The 17,934-nt window shown below is 51.7% G+C and carries 8 protein-coding genes; 1 reads left to right on the forward strand and 7 read right to left on the reverse strand.

Annotated elements, in window-relative coordinates:
* Nucleotides 1–6: 6 nt before the first annotated feature.
* From D6024_RS13900 to D6024_RS13930, 7 genes are all read right to left on the reverse strand, one after another.
* The gene (locus D6024_RS13900; RefSeq protein WP_121355221.1) at nt 7–1,344 is read right to left on the reverse strand and encodes a vanadium-dependent haloperoxidase; all 1,338 of its coding nucleotides are present in this window, start codon (nt 1,342–1,344) and stop codon (nt 7–9) included.
* Nucleotides 1,341–4,865, reverse strand: coding sequence for a VCBS repeat-containing protein (locus tag D6024_RS13905; RefSeq protein ID WP_162944764.1), 3,525 nt, complete (start codon nt 4,863–4,865; stop codon nt 1,341–1,343). The genes D6024_RS13900 and D6024_RS13905 overlap by 4 nt, the downstream gene beginning before the upstream one ends.
* Nucleotides 4,866–5,000: 135 nt before the next feature.
* Nucleotides 5,001–7,052, reverse strand: coding sequence for a beta-L-arabinofuranosidase domain-containing protein (locus tag D6024_RS13910; protein WP_121355223.1), 2,052 nt, complete (start codon nt 7,050–7,052; stop codon nt 5,001–5,003).
* A 43-nt stretch (nt 7,053–7,095) separates the two neighbouring features.
* Nucleotides 7,096–9,396 carry a GH92 family glycosyl hydrolase gene (locus tag D6024_RS13915; RefSeq protein ID WP_121355224.1) on the reverse strand — a complete coding sequence of 767 codons (2,301 nt, stop codon included), beginning with the start codon at nt 9,394–9,396 and terminating at the stop codon, nt 7,096–7,098.
* A 188-nt stretch (nt 9,397–9,584) separates the two neighbouring features.
* Entirely contained in the window at nt 9,585–10,706 is a 1,122-nt protein-coding gene (locus D6024_RS13920) for a formylglycine-generating enzyme family protein (protein ID WP_121355225.1), read from the reverse strand.
* A gap of 50 nt (nt 10,707–10,756) precedes the next feature.
* On the reverse strand, nt 10,757–12,454 hold the full coding sequence (locus D6024_RS13925; RefSeq protein WP_121355226.1) for an arylsulfatase: 1,698 nt from the start codon (nt 12,452–12,454) through the stop codon (nt 10,757–10,759).
* Between the two features lie 32 nt (nt 12,455–12,486).
* Complete coding sequence (locus D6024_RS13930; protein WP_121355227.1) at nt 12,487–14,337, reverse strand: glycoside hydrolase family 2 protein; 1,851 nt, start codon at nt 14,335–14,337, stop codon at nt 12,487–12,489.
* Nucleotides 14,338–14,763: 426 nt separating this feature from the next.
* Between D6024_RS13930 and D6024_RS13935 the strand changes: the two genes are divergently transcribed.
* Nucleotides 14,764–17,916: a ligand-binding sensor domain-containing protein gene (locus D6024_RS13935; RefSeq protein WP_121355228.1), complete on the forward strand. Its 3,153-nt coding sequence runs from the start codon at nt 14,764–14,766 to the stop codon at nt 17,914–17,916.
* Nucleotides 17,917–17,934: the final 18 nt, after the last annotated feature.

Below are 17,934 nucleotides of genomic sequence, written 5' to 3' on the forward strand. Positions count from 1 at the left end.
GCTGCGTTATTTAAATGTACGTTTCCGGGTGCGCAGTTTTCCATTGACAAAGGTTCCAATTTTTTTCCCCTCTTCCGTTCCGTTCATAATCGAGGGCATGTAATGAATGCCGCCATACAAGCGGCTGATGGCCGCCTCCTCGGCCGCCTGGCGGAACGATGCAAACCGCCGTACCGGGATGCCGAATTCGGTTTCCGTGGAATCGGTAAACGCAAAATTCTCACCGAAGATTTTGCCCAACACAACTGCCGACGCGGCAGACAAAACACTGTGCCCGCTGGTGTATTCGGGGAAAGGCGGCGTTTGCAACAGGGGCATCCAGCTCTCGTCGATGTACTGGTTAATGTAGGTTTCCGGACGGATAACCTTGCTCCTGTATTTTTCATCCCAGCAACTGATAAAGGCATCGGCGATGGTGATGGACAGGCAGGCATAGGCTTCCAAGGAAGCAACAACGTCGAGACCTGTTTTCTGGCAGGCGAGCCGCGTGATGTTCATCCAGTGACCGCCCGGAGAAATCTTTTTGGATGCATACATCACGTGCCCGTTGAGATTCATCTTAAAGGGATTGCAGTCCCAGAAATTAGCCGCTTCTTTTTGATCCGGCGTGAGGTTCAAACCCCTGTCCCGCACTTCCAACGCTTCTTTATAAAACCGGCTTTCTTTGTCGGCAGAAAATTTTGTCGGCGGCAAAGGCTTGAACTGCTGTGCCGAGTCGATCAGAAAAGGACGCAGTTTGTTCCAGTGCGGCTCCACGGCTTTCATGTAACTGGGAGGCGTGGGCTTCCAGGTCGCGGCGTCATTATCGATTGTATATTTTGTGAACGTGCGGGTTTGCTTGTAATTGTCTTCTGCCGCCCAGGCAAGGATATGATCCGCTATTTGCTGCCCGTACGCAATGGAACGGGAAAACACTGCATCGGGCATGCCGGCTTCCTTCAATTCGGCCAGGAGGCTTTTGTAAAAATCCTCGATAGTTTTTTCGGAAATCACCATCGTCCGCCCCACGGTGAGGATCGCATGAACAGCTGCCAGTGTGTAACTGTATTCTTCTCCTTTATCAGGCTTGGGCAGGTTTTTCAGGCCACGAAGCTGGCCCGCCAGCGACTGGTAGGCCGGGTTGTCATGGATCGCGGCTTCGTACCCGGCAATACAGATATAGGCATAGGTACGGCTGGCCACCGGCGGCGAATAAATGTCGTGCACCATCACATCGGTCATTTGTTTGATGGCCCGGTGCACATATTCCGCTTTTTCGGTTTTTGCCTTCCACTCTTTTTCTTCGGAGGCTTTTGTCGCAAGTGAACAAATAGCGGCACAAAAAATAAGCAGCACAGCTCTCATAACAGTTCTCGTTTTTGGCCTTTGAAATTGGTAATGGTGATCGATTGTACATCATCGCCCACAAACAACCTGCGTGACGATTGCGATAAAAAAGTGGAACCGTAATAAAACTCGACTCTTTTCCGGCTTCCGTTTTTTAAAACGACAGTGCCAAAAAAATCATCGGGTTTTAGCGTAGCCCATTTACCGCCTTGTTTGATGCCAGCCTTTTTTTGCACCACGAGGCTGTCGTTGTTTTGCGTTGCCAGCCACAGGTCCTCGCCTTTTGCCGTGTGAAGCCGGGCCAGGCCCTTCGCATCTCCCTTTACCCAAAATCCACTCTCCGCCACCGTCAATGGCCGGAAGGCACCCTGGCCATCACCGTTCAGGCACAGGCCGTTGAAGGCATCGTGCCGGCCGCTGTAGGGCTCCATTCCGTAATCATTGCCCACCAGGAGTAAATCCAGGTTGCCGTCACCATCGACATCTTCACTCAACATGCCGAATACAGGTGCGGTTTGCGCTTCGGCCGGCAATGCCCGGAGAACGAACTGCCCTTTCCCCCTGTTTTCCAAAAAGGCCGATTGCATGTACGTAGCGGTTTTCACCATAGCGCCCTGCCGGTCTTTTACCGGCCACAAGGCATCCATCGTAGCCTGCCCGTAACTGGTGTAAGTCGGATATTTTTTGCGAATGGATATGAGCTGGCCGGTGAGGTCGTCCTTAGCGTGCATCGGAAACGGCTTCCGACTGCCGTCTTCCGCTTTCAGGTAACAAAAGACCATCGCATCAAGCGAGCCGTTATTGTCCAGGTCTTTGGCAAGAAGGGTCATGGGTTCGCTGGCGGTGGCCGTGTAACTGGAATTGAGTCCCAGGTTGCCGGCCACATAATCCATATCGCCATCGTTGTCAAAATCCCCGGCGGACAAACTGTTCCACCATCCAAGGTACTGGCCTACACCCGTTTGGGTGAGTTGCTGAAACGTCGCCCCTGTATTTTTCAAAAAGGTTACCGGCATCCATTCGCCTGTCAGTACCAGGTCTGCCTTCCCGTCGTTGTCAAAATCGGTCCACAGGGCGTCGGTGACCATACCGATCGTTTGCAGTTGCGGGCAACGTTTTGCGGTGACGTCGATAAACTTCCCGCTGCGATTCTCGAGTAAAAAGCTTTTCGGCGTTGTTGGATAGGCACCGGAAACCACGCGGCCGCCAACGAACAAATCGAGGTCGCCGTCGCCATCAAAATCGGCGGCCCGCACACAGGAACCGTTGGTCGTTTCGACCGGCAGTGCACCAGCGGCGAGGCGGTATTGTCCCTTTCCGTTGTTCAGGAACAGACGGTCCTGGCCGACCGGATGCTGCGGAGGAATTTCGTAGCTGCCGCTGACGGCATACAGATCGAGGTCGCCGTCGTTATCCGCATCAAAAAACAAGACGCCCATTTCTTCCTGCAGTTCTCTCCCGGCCCGGGAAATGCGGGACGAGTCGATGGAAAACGAACCATCCGCTTTTTGCAGAAAGAATTTACCGGGATTGCCGGACGAACCCCCAATGTAAAAATCGTCATAGCCATTGCCATCGATATCACCCACGGCAATGCCGGGTCCGTACTGACTCAGTTTATGCGGCAGGGTTGGCTGGATATTGTAGTCGACAAAATCGGCTTCCGCCGGCAGGTAGTGAAGGCCGTATTCACTGGCAGCGGATGCAAAAAGCGGTGACGGCTTTTGGGGAACGGTTTCGTCTTTTGTTGCATCCTTTTGTTCGAGCACCAACGGTTTGTTGGCCGGCACATTGGTCGCCAGGCTTGTTTTCCCGTCGGGCCATTCCACCTTAACGGTGTCGGCTGCAGCATCGGTACCCAGCCCAAAAAAAGCCCGGTCGTCAACTGTCGACAGGTAGCCGCGGGTTGGCTGGTGTTCGTAATACATTTTTCGGCCATGGCTATAGACGGTTACCCTAGCGCCGATGGCTCTCCTGTTCATGCCGCTGCCCACCAGCTTTATCATAAGCGTGTTTCCCAGCTTTGTTTCACCGCCGGCACTTCCCGTGTTTTTGTAAACAAAGGCCGGACCGTTGATGTTGTTGATCACGACATCCAGGTCGCCGTCGTTGTCGAGGTCTGCATAGGCGCCACCATTGGAAAAAGAAGATTCGTTTAGTCCCCAGTTTTCGGTTGTGTTGCGGAAGGACGAACCATCAACATTTTTGAAGGCATAATTGGGCAAGCTGACGACCGGCAAGGTGTGCGCCATCGTCAACGACAAATTGGCTGCGCCACCACCCTGCCCGTTTTGATAGGCAATATAATCCAGGTCCGTTACGTCGCGGGGCAGGCCATTGGTGATAATCATGTCACGCAAACCATCGTTGTCAAAATCCGCTACCAACGGGCACCAGCTCCAGTCGGTCTGGTACACGCCGGCCATGAAGGCCACATCGCTGAAAACCGGGTGACCAAGCGGCGTGGCACCACTGCTTAACTGCAGCACATTGCGAACGTACTGGTGCTGGTATCCAAACCGTTCGCTGTTGAAATAATTGTAGTATTCGTTGCCGCCCAGCATCCGCTTTTTGCGAAGATTGCTTTCCGGAAGCATTTCCAGCGAGATTACATCCGGGTACCCGTCATTGTTGATGTCCACCACATCGGTTCCCATTGCATTCCAGCCAGTATGCCTGAAATAGTCGGTGATGCGGTTGGTGAAGGTGCCGTTGCCGTTGTTGATGTACAAAATATCGTTCGAGACAAAATCATTGGCCACGTAGATGTCGGGCCAGCCATCGCGGTTGAAATCCGAAATGCAGGCGGCATGGCCCCAGCCTTCGATCAACACACCGGCCTCTTTCGAAACATTGGTGAAGGTGCCGTTGCCGTTGTTGCGGTACAGGCGGTCGGTATTCAGGGCACTGCCGTCCACTACCTTCGGCCGGAAGCGGATGGGCGTCTTTGGATCGTACAGCGCATTCGTAACCTGGTACAGATCGAGGTCACCATCCCTGTCGTAATCGAAAAAATAGCCCTGCGTGCTAAAGCCGTCGTCGGCCAGGCCATATTCCTTTGCCGATTCTTTGAACGTGGGAATGCCGTTTTGCGAACCCTGGTTGATGTACAATAAATTGGTCCGGAGAAAAGGATTTTTCCAGAAAGAGGCAGAGACATAAATGTCCAACAGCCCATCGGCATTGATGTCCACCACCGAAACACCGGTACACCACCGGCCTTCGCCGCCAACTCCGGCAGCCGTGGTCTGGTCTTCGAATTTCAGGTTCCCTTTATTGATGTATAATTTATTTGACACCATGTTGCCGGCGAAATAAATATCCTGCAGGCCGTCGTTGTTGAAATCGCCGATGCCGACTCCCCCGCCGTTATAAATATTCGCCTGGTTGAGAATATTCAGGGTGTCGTTTTCCGTAATGGCATTGGTAAAAGCAATACCGGTTTGCGAGGCAGGAAGCAGTTTGAAAAGCGGCGAATTGTTTTGCGCTTTGCCGAAAAACGCAAACTGGATAAAAAAGGATACTAAAACAAATCTCATGGTGATGGCAAAAAACATTTAGAAAATCTGCAGTTCGTCCTGCCTGGCATTCGATTCCATCATCTTTTGAACAAGGCCGAATTGGGAAGATAAGGGATTCAGCCAAAATACGTTCACCTCTACCCAGCCGATCCCTTATTTTACAACAGGGAAAGCCACGATCCGAACTTTTGTACAACCGTAGGGCACCAATATGGCTTCCTCGGTTTTTCCGTCCACTTTCCCCATATACAATCCATCCCTAGCGGTGACCGGCTGCGGCGCAATGTCGTTGACGACCTTCCAGTCGGGGATTTTCTTTACCGCCACTTTTAATTCAATTGGCGCATGTGCAAGATTCCAGATAAAACTGTCCGTTACGGGTTTCACAACGTTTACCTGCACAGCCGTTTCGGGTTTTTCTACAACCGTTTTCACCAGGCCATAATTCCAGTCTTCTTTCGGATAAACAGAAAAATAGTCGCCTTCTCTTTCGTCTGTTCCCTTTTCCCACTGTTCGTCCAGTTTTAAAGCATAGACAAGCGGTCCACGTTCTACGGCCCTGGCATTGCCACCCCAGTTCGATGTTCTTACTTCCATCGGCAGCTTAAGCGTTAACCGGTCACCGTTTTTCCAGGTGCGGCTGATCACGGCAACCTGTCCGCCTTTTTCGGTACGAAAGGGTTGGCCGTTCAGCGTGAGCACCGCCTCTTTGCACCAGCCCGGAATCCGGACATGCAGCGGAAAGGCAACATCTTTTTTCGCCGAAAGCATGAAGTCGACCACATCACTGAAGGGATAATCCGTGATTTCGTTGATGGTCACTTCGGTATTGGAAGCACCCAGTCTTGCCGTGGTTTGGCTGGGACCGAATTGCAGCGCTGCCAGCCCCTTGCCCGGTGTGGCATACCAAAGGTGAGAGCTGAATTTTGTCCAGCCTTGGTGCATGTTGGCCAGACAACAGGTGTATCCACTGCGCATCCCCAGCACGTTGTTCATCTCCCGTTCGAAGGGCAGCGAAAATGCAAACACGCCCCTTTTGATGTGCACCTGGTTGGCGATCTGGAAATATTGTTTGTTGTTGTAATCGTCGGTGGTTTGCGTGGGCAGGGCATTGAAGGTCATTCGTTCCAGGGCATCCATGTACCGGGTGTCGCCGGTAATGCCGATGATTTGTTCCAGCGAGAACATCGCTTCCACGATCGCACACAATTCTGTTCCCTGCGTCGGCGCATTCCCATGCAGGTCTTCGTCTGCAGAGAACATACCGTATGGCATTCCATGCAGTGTCATTAAATCGTTGAACCCTGTTTGCAGATCCTGCAAATAGGTTTTATCGCCGGTTCGCTGGAACTGCACGGCCGGATCTTTTATGCCCATGGCAACATTCACCCCGTGGCGGGTCATCCAGTCTTTTCCATTCTGGTAGGCGGCGGCATTGATCACCCAGTCGCGGTTGCCCAGCCATTTGCTCCAGGTAAACGATTGCGCCTGTAAAACATCGCAAAGCTGCAACAGCGCCTTGTCTTTTGTGATACCATATAGCCATTGTGCGACGAGGATATTGTCGGCACCGCGGGCCTTCGACCAATCGGTCCATTTCCCGACGGGGCAGTTTTGCAGGGTTTTTAACTGGTACGCAAAATAGTTGGTCATGAAGGGGATCACCCGTGCGTCGTTGGTGGCGGTGTAGTATTGCTGCAGCACCTTCAGCATGATCATTTTGGGCCACCAGTCTTCGCCTTTGTCGCAATTGTCCACGCTAAGCTGTTTTCCTGTCTCCCGTTCCCATTTCGTGACGGGACCAAAATAACCGGAAGGGCGCTGGTGATCCAGTGTCCAGTTGATATAGCGCAGCACTTTTGCCTGCAGGTCTTTATCGTCTAACAAATAAGCCAGCGGCGTGGCACCATCGAGCCAGTAGGGCGTTTCTTCCCACCCGTCGCCCTGGCCGCCCAACCAACCGTTGTCCCTTTTTACTTTACCGTACACCTCATCGAGGTGGCCGGTTGTTCCATCACGCATGATCTGCAACTGGTGCAGCAGCCAGGCTTTTGGCTTTGTAGCGCCAAGCGGAACCTCGGCATACATTGGTGCTGCGAAACCAGTTTTGGTGGCCCCAACCTGGCGCTTTTGCGCCTGCAGATCCTGGCCTGCTGACAGCAACAGCACACTGCCGAAAATCGAAACAAAGACCATTTTTTTCATACTCTATTTTTTGTCGCGTCAGGCACTGGCATCTGCCTGTAGATCATTTCGCGAAGTTCGACTGTTGTTCTTTTGACAGGGAGAAGGGCTTGCTTTCTTCTGCCACACCACGTGTCATTTCGGGGGAAGGTCCCATCTCCAGGTGCAAAGTGCCGCCGTTAGTAATTTCCGCATAAGACAACCAGTTTCGATTGAACGGTTTGCCGTTCAGCGAGGCCGATTGTATGTACACGTTATCCTTGCTGTTGTTCTTTGCGTCAATAACAAATTTCTTCCCGTTTTCGAGAGTGATCGTCGCCTTTTGGAAAACCGGGCTTCCCAACACATACTGGTCGGTTCCGGGACAGACACTGTAAAAGCCCAATGCACTCAACACATACCACGAGGATGTTTGTCCCTGGTCTTCATCACCGGGATAGCCGTTCTCGGTTGCATTGTACAATTTATTCATGGCGTTGCGTACATGGAATTGGGCCTTCCAGGGTTCGCCAGTGTAGTTGTACAGGTAGATCATGTGCTGGATCGGCTGGTTGCCGTGGGCATACTGGCCCATGTCTGCCATCACCATTTCCGTCATTTCGTGGATCATCCCGCCGTAGGTGCCCACTTTAACAGTATTGGGCACCGTAAAAACGGAGTCCAGTTTTGCGTTGAAGGCTTTGTTTCCGCCCATCAGGTTGATGAGGCCCTGCACATCGTGAAAAACAGACCATTCCCAGTGCCAGGCATTGCCCTCGGTAAAGGGCCCGCCCCATTCCACGGGGTCGAAGTTTTCAACCCATTCGCCGTTTGCTTTCCTGCCCCGCATGAATCCTGTGCCCGGATCGTAGACGTTTTTGTAGTTGTACATCTGCCGGGAAAAAATCGTTTGATAAAACGTGTTGCCGGTTTGTCGGGCCAACTGGTAGCCGCAAAAATCATCATAGGCATATTCCAGTGTTTTTGCCGTGGCTTCGCGGTAATCCGGGTAGGGAACATATCCCAACGCGTAATATTCTTTCCACCCGTGCCGTCCGTTTGCCGGTCCCCAGGGGCCTTTGTTCGTGGCTTCGTGCAAATAGGCTTTCAGTGCTTTTTCCGGGTTGAAGGACCGGATGCCCTTTACCCAGGCATCGGCCAGCAGCGAGATGGCATGGTTGCCGATCATGCTGCCTTCTTCACCGGGAAAGGACCACGACGGCAGCCAGCCGCACTGTTCCTGCGCATCCAGCAAGGCCTGCATGTAGCGGCCATGCATGGTTGGGTACAGAATCGTATTGAGCGGGAACTGGGCCCGGAAGGTGTCCCAAAAACCGGTATCGGTGAACATATAGCCCGCATGCACCTTTTTGTCGTAGGGACTGAAATAATACGGTTTTCCTTCTTTGTCGTATTCGTAAAACTGCCGGGAAAAAAGGCTGGCCCGGAAGAAGCAGGAATAAAAGGTGGCCTTTTCTTCTTCGGTGCCGCCTTCCACCAGGATCCTTCCCAGGTGCTTGTTCCAGATGGCTGCCGCGGCGGCTTTTGTCTCCTCCAGGTTTTTGGACCTTCCCAGTTCTGCTGCCAGCGTGACGGCTGCCTGTTCGGGGCTGATGTAAGAGGAAGCGACTTTGGCCTGCACGGTTTCGCCTTCGCTGAACTGCAGATAGGCGCCAATGCCCTCTCCTTCTCCCTGCTGTTCATTTGCCCGGATGGTGTTGTGCCGGTTTTCCCAGGTGCCATAGCTTTTAAAGGGCCTGTCAAACCGGATCTCAAAATAGCTTTTGATCAGGTTGTCCTTGTTGGTGCGGTTGTTACTGACATAACCGGTGATCTTTCGTTCGGCGGGCCAGACTTTTACCTGGCTCAACCCGGTATAACCGTCCAAAACAAGGTAGCTGGGTCCTCCTTTGGGGAAACGAAAACGCAGATGCGCACCGCGTTCTGTTGGCGCCATCTCCGTAACGATTCCATTGTCCAATTTGACTTTGTAATAGTGGGGTTTTGCAATTTCGTTTTCGTGGCTGAAACCCGTGGCCCGCTCGTCTTCGTTTACGGTGAGCTTGCCGGTAACCGGCATGAACGAATACACGCAATAGTCGTTCGTCCACGAGCTGCATTGGTGGGCCTGCTGAAAACCACGGATGGTTTTTTTAAAATACTGGTATTTCCATCCATCACCGTTTTTCCCGGTTTGCGGGGTCCAGGTGTGCATCCCAAAGGGCAAGGAGGTCGTCGGATAGGTATTGCCGTGGGTTAGTTCGTGCTTCGAGTTCGTTCCCTGCAAAGTATTGACATAATCGACCGGGTCTTTCTGCTTCGCCTGGACTGAAGCCGCGCCGAAAAACAAAAGAGCCAAAAGAGAAAGGGATTTCTTTACCATCATCAACGTTTTTTTATCGACCTGCCGTGGCTGTACGGTTTACCTGCAGGTGTTTGCTGTTGCAGGAAAAGCCAAGCGTTTCAGCCTATGACAGGCTGTTATCACTGCACTTCCTGTTTTTTAAAAAGGCCCTTTGTAGAAACAAAGGGCACTAAACGACTGCTATATGAGAAATAACTGCTAAAGAATTTTCATTTTGCACCGGCATCTTTGACACAGCGAAAGCCCGTATGCTCCAAACCTGTATCCGGACTGCTTTTCATCCTCCGGGACACACGGTAGCCGCTGCAGTATTTGTCGTTACACAAAAACGATCCGCCCCGTAACGTACGTTTTGGTACGTAAGGTTCATCCGGGTCGTAACTTTTGGTTGGCCCCAGCGGATTCAGGGTCGGCCCTTTTTGCAGCGAATGGTAATATTCCGCATGATACCAGTCGCTGCACCACTCCCATACGTTGCCCGCCATGTCGAACAGGCCGTAACCATTGGGTGCAAACGAACGCGCCGGTGCCGACCGTAAAAAGCCATCTTTCTGCGTATTCCAATAGGGAAATTCTCCTTCCCAACTGTTGCATTTCGCTGCCCCTTCGTTCACCGGCTCGTTTCCCCAGGGATAGATGTTGTTTTGCAATCCACCTCTCGCCGCAAACTCCCATTCCGCTTCGGTCGGCAACCGCTTTCCCACCCATTTGCAGTAGGCCTGCGCATCGTACCATGAAACCTGGACGACAGGATACGTCTCTTTGCCCAAAATCGAGCTGCCGGGTCCTTCCGGGTGTTTCCAGTCGGCACCTTTCTGCCAACGCCACCAAAGCGAACAGTTAGCCAGGTCAACCGGTCCGTCGGATGGTGTAAACACCAGGGATGCGGGAACCAACATGCTGTCGGCCGGTTTTGGCGTTCCGGGCGGCAGTTCGTTTTTCAACGACTCCCAGTCCGGTTTTTGTTCAGCCGTTGTTCTGTAACCCGTTGCTTTAACAAAGGCTGCAAACTGCGCATTGGTCACTTCTGTTGCGTCCATCCAAAAGGATTTTACGCTCACTTCGTGCTTCGGGTATTCATCCGGCGACGCCTGCTCATTGTCTCCACCCATCGCAAACGTCCCGCCGGGTATCAACACCATGCCGGCTGTTGTGCTGCTGTTTTTGGATTGCAACATCGTTTCCGCCGTATCAATTCTACCCATCAGCCGCGAAGGCATTTTAGTGCAACTGACCGCTGCTTCTTTTTTTGGCAACACCGCCTCCGTCTGATTGGCACAGGAGGCAATCAGACCGGGAAAAAAGAGTGCTATCAAGTCTTTGCGTCGCATGGCGTGTGGAGTCTTCACTCCATTCTGTCAACTAATTACCTGCTCTATTATCATTTGCCTTTGTCCGGTTGTTTCGGCACTACCTGGTTTTCTTTGGTCCAGTCCTGCCACATCTTCTCCAGCTTCTGCACCACGTCCGGGTGCTGCTTTGCCAGGTCATTCAATTCTGTTTCATCGTCATCAATCCGGAAAAGATGCCACGGCTCCCTGTTGCGGGAAACCAGTTTCCAGCCGTCGTACCGGACATACCGGGCACCAAAATGCTCGTTGAACAAAACGGTATGACCGGTTGCCTTCACCGATCGGAAAGCAGGAACCAAACTGCTTCCCTGCATCGGCTTGATGGCATTTCCCTTGTACGATGAGGGATACCTGGCGCCAGCCAGTTCCACAAACGTTGCCATAAAATCCATCACGTGCCCCGTTCTGTTTGAAAAACTGCCTTTGGGTAACCTAATCCCTGCAGGCCATGATGCGATCAGCGGTGTGCGAATACCACCTTCATACGATTCGGCTTTGGCGTACTGGTAAGGCGTGTTGGCCACGTTGGCCCAGCGGGGGCCGATCGAGCTGAATGTCGTTTCCGGTCCGGGCAGCACACCTTTTTTTAAAGGATAAGCGATCTTTTGCCCAGCCCTGGTTTCACTGGGCCGGTCGAAACCCGTTCCGTACTGCATGGCGTTCTCCGGACTGGCACCGTTGTCGCTTAGAAAAAGGACCAACGTATTGTCCAGTTCTCCTGTTTCCTTTAATGCACGAATGATCCGGCCGATTCCCTGGTCCATGCGGTCGATCATCGCGGCATGAACCGCCATGGCTCTTGCATCCCAGTCTTTATCCGGGTTGTCTTCCCATTTCAGGTCGGCCGCCATGCGTGGCGAAAGCGGTGCTTTTGCCGGGTCGATCAAGCCGAGTTGTTGCATTTTTTTATACCGGGCTTCCCGTATTGCATCCCAACCCACTTTGTAGGTGTTCTCGTATTTTTTGATGTCTTCCGGCAGGGCATGCAATGGCCAGTGCGGTGCCGTTTCGGCCACGTACAAAAAGAAGGGTTTGTCGTCTTTGCTGAAATCGCGTATGTATGCAACGGCCGAATCATTGATGGCATTGGTGTGGTAGTAATTGGCCGGTACATTTTTTACCGGCTCCGTACCGTTTACCAAACTAAACGGGTCAAAAAAATCGACCACACCCCAGATATTGCCGTAATATTTTTCAAATCCCCTGCTTGTGGGATATTGTTCAACCGGCGAAAAAAACGGGTGCTCTTCCTGGTGGTTCAGCCAGCGCAATTGCGCCTGCGGGTCTTTTTGCTCGATGGTATTGGACACATGCCATTTGCCCACCATGCCGCTGTGATAACCAGCCTCCTTCAACACTTCCGCAATAGTTACCGTGTTGGGCGTTAAAAAGCCCCTGTAACCGGGAAGGTTCCTGTCGGTGGTCATTTCGCCAATACCGGCATTGTGGTTGTACACTCCCGTGAGCAGGGAAGCCCTTGTCGGGCAGCATCGCGATGTGTTGTAAAAGCGCCGGAACCGCAACCCGCTTGCGGCGAGAGCATCCAGGTTGGGCGTGGCAATTTCACCGCCGTAACAGCCAATGTCCGAATAGCCCAGGTCATCGGCAAGGATGACCACGATATTGGGTCGTTTGTCCTTCGCTGTAGCGTTTTTTGTTTTTTGTGCGTTGGAGACCAGGTGCCCAAACAACAGCAAAACAAGACAGGAACGGGTGAAAACTTTCATCAGCGTTAATTCTATAAACGAAGCGTTTTTATCTAACGGCTTGCCACCACCAACGAAGGGCTGTATAATTTGGCGTGAATCTCTTTGAGTTTTTCCGCCGGTATTTTGATCTCCTTCCGGTCGTATGTCATCAGTCCGTTCGTTTCCACTTCTACATCCGTTGTCTGGGTATACACCGCGGCCGACAACCCTTTTGCGATCAGGCCCGGAATGCGGTCGATCAATTCTGCATAGCGCTTCAGCAATTCATCCTTGTTTTTAAAGCTCTGGTAGCCCCAGTTGTTCTTCTCCTGCCAGGTGTGGTTTTCGATAGGCAAACCCAGGCCGCCAAACTCACCCAGGACCAGTACTCGTTTCTGGCCGAACAGGGCCGGGTCGGGCATCAGCGGTTCGGGATAGTTGTGCAGGTCAATGATATGGCCCACGTCTTCGAAATTGCCGCCGCTGGCGGTATTTACCAGTCGCGACGGGTCTTTCTGCATGGTCCAGTTCACGATTTCTTTTGTTTTGAACTGGCCCCAGGCCTCGTTGAACGGAACCCACACGACGATGCTGGGAAAGTTGTGTAAATCCTGCATGATCTCGTTCCACTCGGTGCGGTAAATCGTTTCCGACTCGGCCGTCCGGTCCTTGTCGGTTGCACGGCCAAATACACCGGGACGGTTCTCCCAGCGGTTGCCAAGGTCACCGCTTGGCATGTCCTGCCATACGAGGATCCCCATCTGGTCGCAGTAGGTATACCAGCGGGCCGGCTCCACTTTCACGTGTTTGCGGATCATGTTGAAGCCCATTTCCTTTGTTTTCTCGATGTCGAACTTCAGGGCTTCATCGGTTGGTGCGGTGTACAGGCCATCGGGCCACCAACCCTGGTCGAGCGGGCCGTATTGGAAAACAAACTGGTTGTTCAGCAGCATGCGCTGGATGCCGTTCTTATCGGGTGCCATTGAAATTTTGCGCAAGGCAAAATAGCTTTTCACTTCGTCGATCACTTTGCCCTTGCGAACAACACTGTATTTTACATCGTAGAGAAATGGTGACTGCGGGGACCAGAGTTTTGGAGCAGAGATGGACAAACTGGCTTCGCTGTTGGCAGCGACGGTTTGTTCGGCCACTTTCGTTCCTCCATCCCATGCCGTTACGAGCACCAGGTCCCCGGCTTGTGGTTTCTCAATTGAAGCTTCTATTTTGACGGTTTTCAAATCGGCATTTGGCGTTTGACGAGTGGAAGCGATATAGGTTTGCGGAACCGCTTCCAGCCAAACCGTTTGCCAGATTCCGGTGACAGGTGTGTACCAAATGCCATGCGGCGCTTTTACCTGCTTGCCCCGGGGCTGCGGACCATCGTCGGAAGGATCCCAAACCATGATGGCGATATCCTGGCTGGCACCTTTCTTTAGGGCGTTGGTTATATCAATGGTGAACGGGTCGTATCCGCCCTGGTGTGAGCCGGCTTCCTTCCCATTGACATAGACGGTGCATTTCCAGTCGACCGCACCAAAATGAAGGAGCACGGTTTTTCCCTTTGCGTTTGGTACCGTCACCGTTCGTTTGTACCAGAGGATGCTGTCCTTTCCGACCGTTTTGCCTACACCCGAAAGCGCCGATTCCACTGCAAACGGAACAAGGATTTTACCCTGGAAGCTTGCCGGGACGGCCTGCTGGTCCCTGGGTAAAATGGCGTACTGCCATAGCCCGTTCAGGTTTGTCCAGTTGCTGCGCACCATTTGCGGACGGGGATATTCCGGCAAGGGTGCGGCAGGGTTTACTTTCTCCGCCCATGGCGAAGCAATCTTTCCGGGCACCATCTGCCATCCCTGCTGTGCAAATACAGCCGGGTAACTAAAAAGGAGAAAAAACAGGCAAGTCAGGAAATGTCGTTTCATATATATCGTTATTTGAAGTCTGTTTGAAATGCTGCCCGGTGGTGTACGGGTGGAACAGTCTTTTTCTGCAATCGTTTAGATTATCCAGTAAATGAACTGCCGGCATGTTTCGATGATGGCGGCCTGGCAGTCGTGCCAAACGCATTCCCTGTTGTAGAAAAAGTGCCGAGAGAGAACCCTGATTTACGATCGTATAGCAGCTTCTTGTTACAGCGGGATCAAGCATCGTTTTGCCAGGTACAAACCGGAACGTCGTTGCCGGTTTACCAGGGTGTGAAGAAAGTGCTTTAAAACGATTCCGCTAATTCAATATGTATCATAATCTTTTCAAAATGTTACATTTTTTTGAACCGGCCGGCGGATTTTGAGAAATGAAGTCGCAACAGCCTGCAGGAACCTTTATATTAGACGTCTATTACGAACGACGTGAAGAAGATTTTACCGTTGCTTACAGGACTGCTGTGTCTTTTTACAACTACCTACGCACAGACCTATTATTTCCGGCATTACCAGGTGGAAAACGGCTTGTCGCACAACACTGTTTTTTGTACGGCCCAGGACAAAAAAGGCTTTCTCTGGTTTGGTACCAAGGACGGGCTGAACCGCTTTGACGGCTACCGCTTCAAAACATTCTCCATTACCAACGAAGAAAAAAGCAGCCTGGTAAAGGACCTGATTTTATCGCTGGCCACGGACCGGCGGGGCAATCTTTGGGTGGGAACCCAAAAGGGCCTTTATTATTTTGATTCGGAGCGGGAAAACTTTGTTCCTTTTTTGGATACACTGCACGGTATCAACGATCTTTTTTTTGACCGGAAGGGACAACTCTGGTTCATTGCCGACTACACAGTCGTCAGCTATAATTTCACGACAAAAAAGAGCACGACCTTTCCGCCGGAATGGTTTTTCAGCGCTACTTCCCTGTGCGAAACACCCGATGGCTCCATGTGGTTTTCGACGCTGGACGGCTATCTCCAGCAATACGACGCAGCCACGCAAACCTTTAAAAGCTATTCCGTTTTTGGCCACTCCCCGCCTGCCGAATCACGGGTCATCCAAAAAATCGCAGCCGACCAGCGTGGCACCATCCTGGTCGGGACCAACAACCAGGGCATCAAAGAATTTTGGCCCAACCGCCACGACTACCGCGATGTCCTGACCTTCAACCCCGATCGAACCAGCATTTTTGTACGGGACATCCTGCAGGTGAGTGAGCAGGAAACCTGGTTTGCAACGGAGTCGGGCATCTTCATCCGGAACAACGATACCGGCAAACTGACGCAACTGAAAAAGAAAACCCTCGATCCGTATTCCTTATCTGACAATGCCGTGTATACGCTTTTCAAAGACACCGAAAACGGTATATGGGCCGGAACGTTTTTTGGCGGCTTAAATTATTTTATCAGGCAGCAGTCCACCTTTCAAAAATATTTTCCGGACTACTCCAAGAACTCGATCAGCGGGAATGCCGTGCGGGAAATCTGTGAAGACAAAACAGGCAACATCTGGATCGGAACAGAAGATGCGGGATTGAATAAACTGAACCCGAAAACGGGTTTGATATCGCACTTCGAACCCACCGGCAAGCCGCAAAGCATCAGCTATTACAACATTCACGGGTTGCTGGTGGTGGATAAAGAACTCTGGATTGGCACGTTCGAACACGGCCTCGACATCATGGATATTGCCACCGGCAAGGTCAAAAGGCATTATGCAGCCGGTGTCGGTAACCATGGGTTAAACAACAATTTTATTGTTTCGTTGCTGCAAACCAGGAAAGGTGAAGTTTACGTGGGCTCGGCCTGGGGCATATATCAGTACAACCGGGCGAACGACCATTTTCGCTATATGGTAGAAGTGGCCGAAGGCAGCTTTATCTCCTGCCTGGCCGAAGATCATGAAGGAACCGTTTGGGTGGCCACGCACAACCGCGGGCTTTTTTATTTCAACCCGTCGACCGGGAAAAAAGGTCATTTCCAAAACGAACCGGCCGACCCAAACAGCCTGACCAACAACTCGATCAATTCTATTTACGAAGACAGCAACCAAAACCTGTGGCTGTCAACAGAGGGCGGAGGCCTGTGCCGACTGGACAGGAGCCGAAGCCGGTTTACGCGGTACAACACAAAAAACGGCTTCCCGAGCACCTTTGTTTTTAAAGTGCTGGAAGACCAGAAAAAAACAATTTGGGTGACAACCTCGAAGGGCCTTGTCAGCATGGATGAGGACGGGAAAAAAATGACTGTTTACACAAAAGCCAACGGTCTTTTGAATGACCAGTTCAATTATAATTCGGGTTATAAAGATGGCGAAGGGAACATCTATTTTGGCAGTGTGCAGGGCATGATCAAATTCAACCCGGAAGCCTTTCACAAAAGCGGCTACACGCCTTCTGTGTATATCACCGGCCTGCAGGTCCAGAACAGGGATGTGGAAAGAGCGGAGGACTCCACGATCTTACAAACCTCCATTCTCACCACACGGCAGATCACCCTGCCGTACGATCAGTCGTCTTTCAGTATTGATTTTGCAGCCGTCAGTTTCACCTCACCGGAAACCATCGAGTACAGCTACACCATGAAAGGCCTGGACAAAGAATGGACCTATCTGAAATCGAATCGAAAAGTTTATTTCACCAACCTGAAACCGGGCACGTATACATTCCGGGTAAAAGCCGGAAACGCGGGTCAGTGGGGACCAAATGAAGCTGCCTTGCGCATTGTGATTACCCCGCCGTTCTGGGCGACGCTTTGGGCGTATTTGTTTTATTTCCTGGTCGCTGTTCTCCTCGTGTTTTACCTGATCCGCAGTTACCACGAAGTGCAGGAAAACAAAAAGGAAAAGGAAATTTACGAGGCCAAAATTGAGTTCTTCACCAACATCGCCCATGAAATCAAAACGCCGCTTACGCTGATCAAGGGACCGGTGGAAAATCTCGGCGAAATGGTTGACCAGACACCGTCAATCAGGGAAGATGTGACTACGCTGAACCGCAATACCAATCGACTTCTAAACCTGATCAACCAGATCCTGGATTTCCGGCAAACCGAAACAAAAGGTTTCAGTCTCGATTTCTCCGAGGTCAATGTGAATGAGATCATGCAGGAAGCTTACCTTACGTTTATGCCGCTTGCAAAAAAGAAAAACATCCGTTACAGCCTTAGCCTTCCGCCAATGCCCGTGTCATTGATGGCCGATGACGAAGCGCTGACGAAGGTCTTTCACAACCTGTTCAGCAATGCCGTGAAATATGCGCACAGCGATGTTGCGGTAAAACTCCAGCCACCCGCCAGGGGCGAGAACAGGCTGGTTGTTGAATTCAGCAATGACGGACGCACCATTCCTTCCGACCTGAAAGAAAAAATTTTCGAACCGTTTTTCCGGATCAGGGAAACCAACACGCAAAAAGGAACCGGCCTGGGTCTGGCGCTAGTGCGCTCGCTGGTGGAATTGCACAACGGGAAAATTTATGTCAAAGAATCAGACTCGGGACGCAATATTTTTATCGTAGAATTGCCCTACCAATCCCTTGCAAACAAACGCAGTAACAGAAACGAAACGAATAACCAAATTGCCTGATCACCTAAATTGACCTGT

The sequence above is a fragment of the Flavisolibacter nicotianae genome (genome assembly GCF_003628535.1).
GTDB classification, from domain to species: domain Bacteria; phylum Bacteroidota; class Bacteroidia; order Chitinophagales; family Chitinophagaceae; genus Flavisolibacter; species Flavisolibacter nicotianae.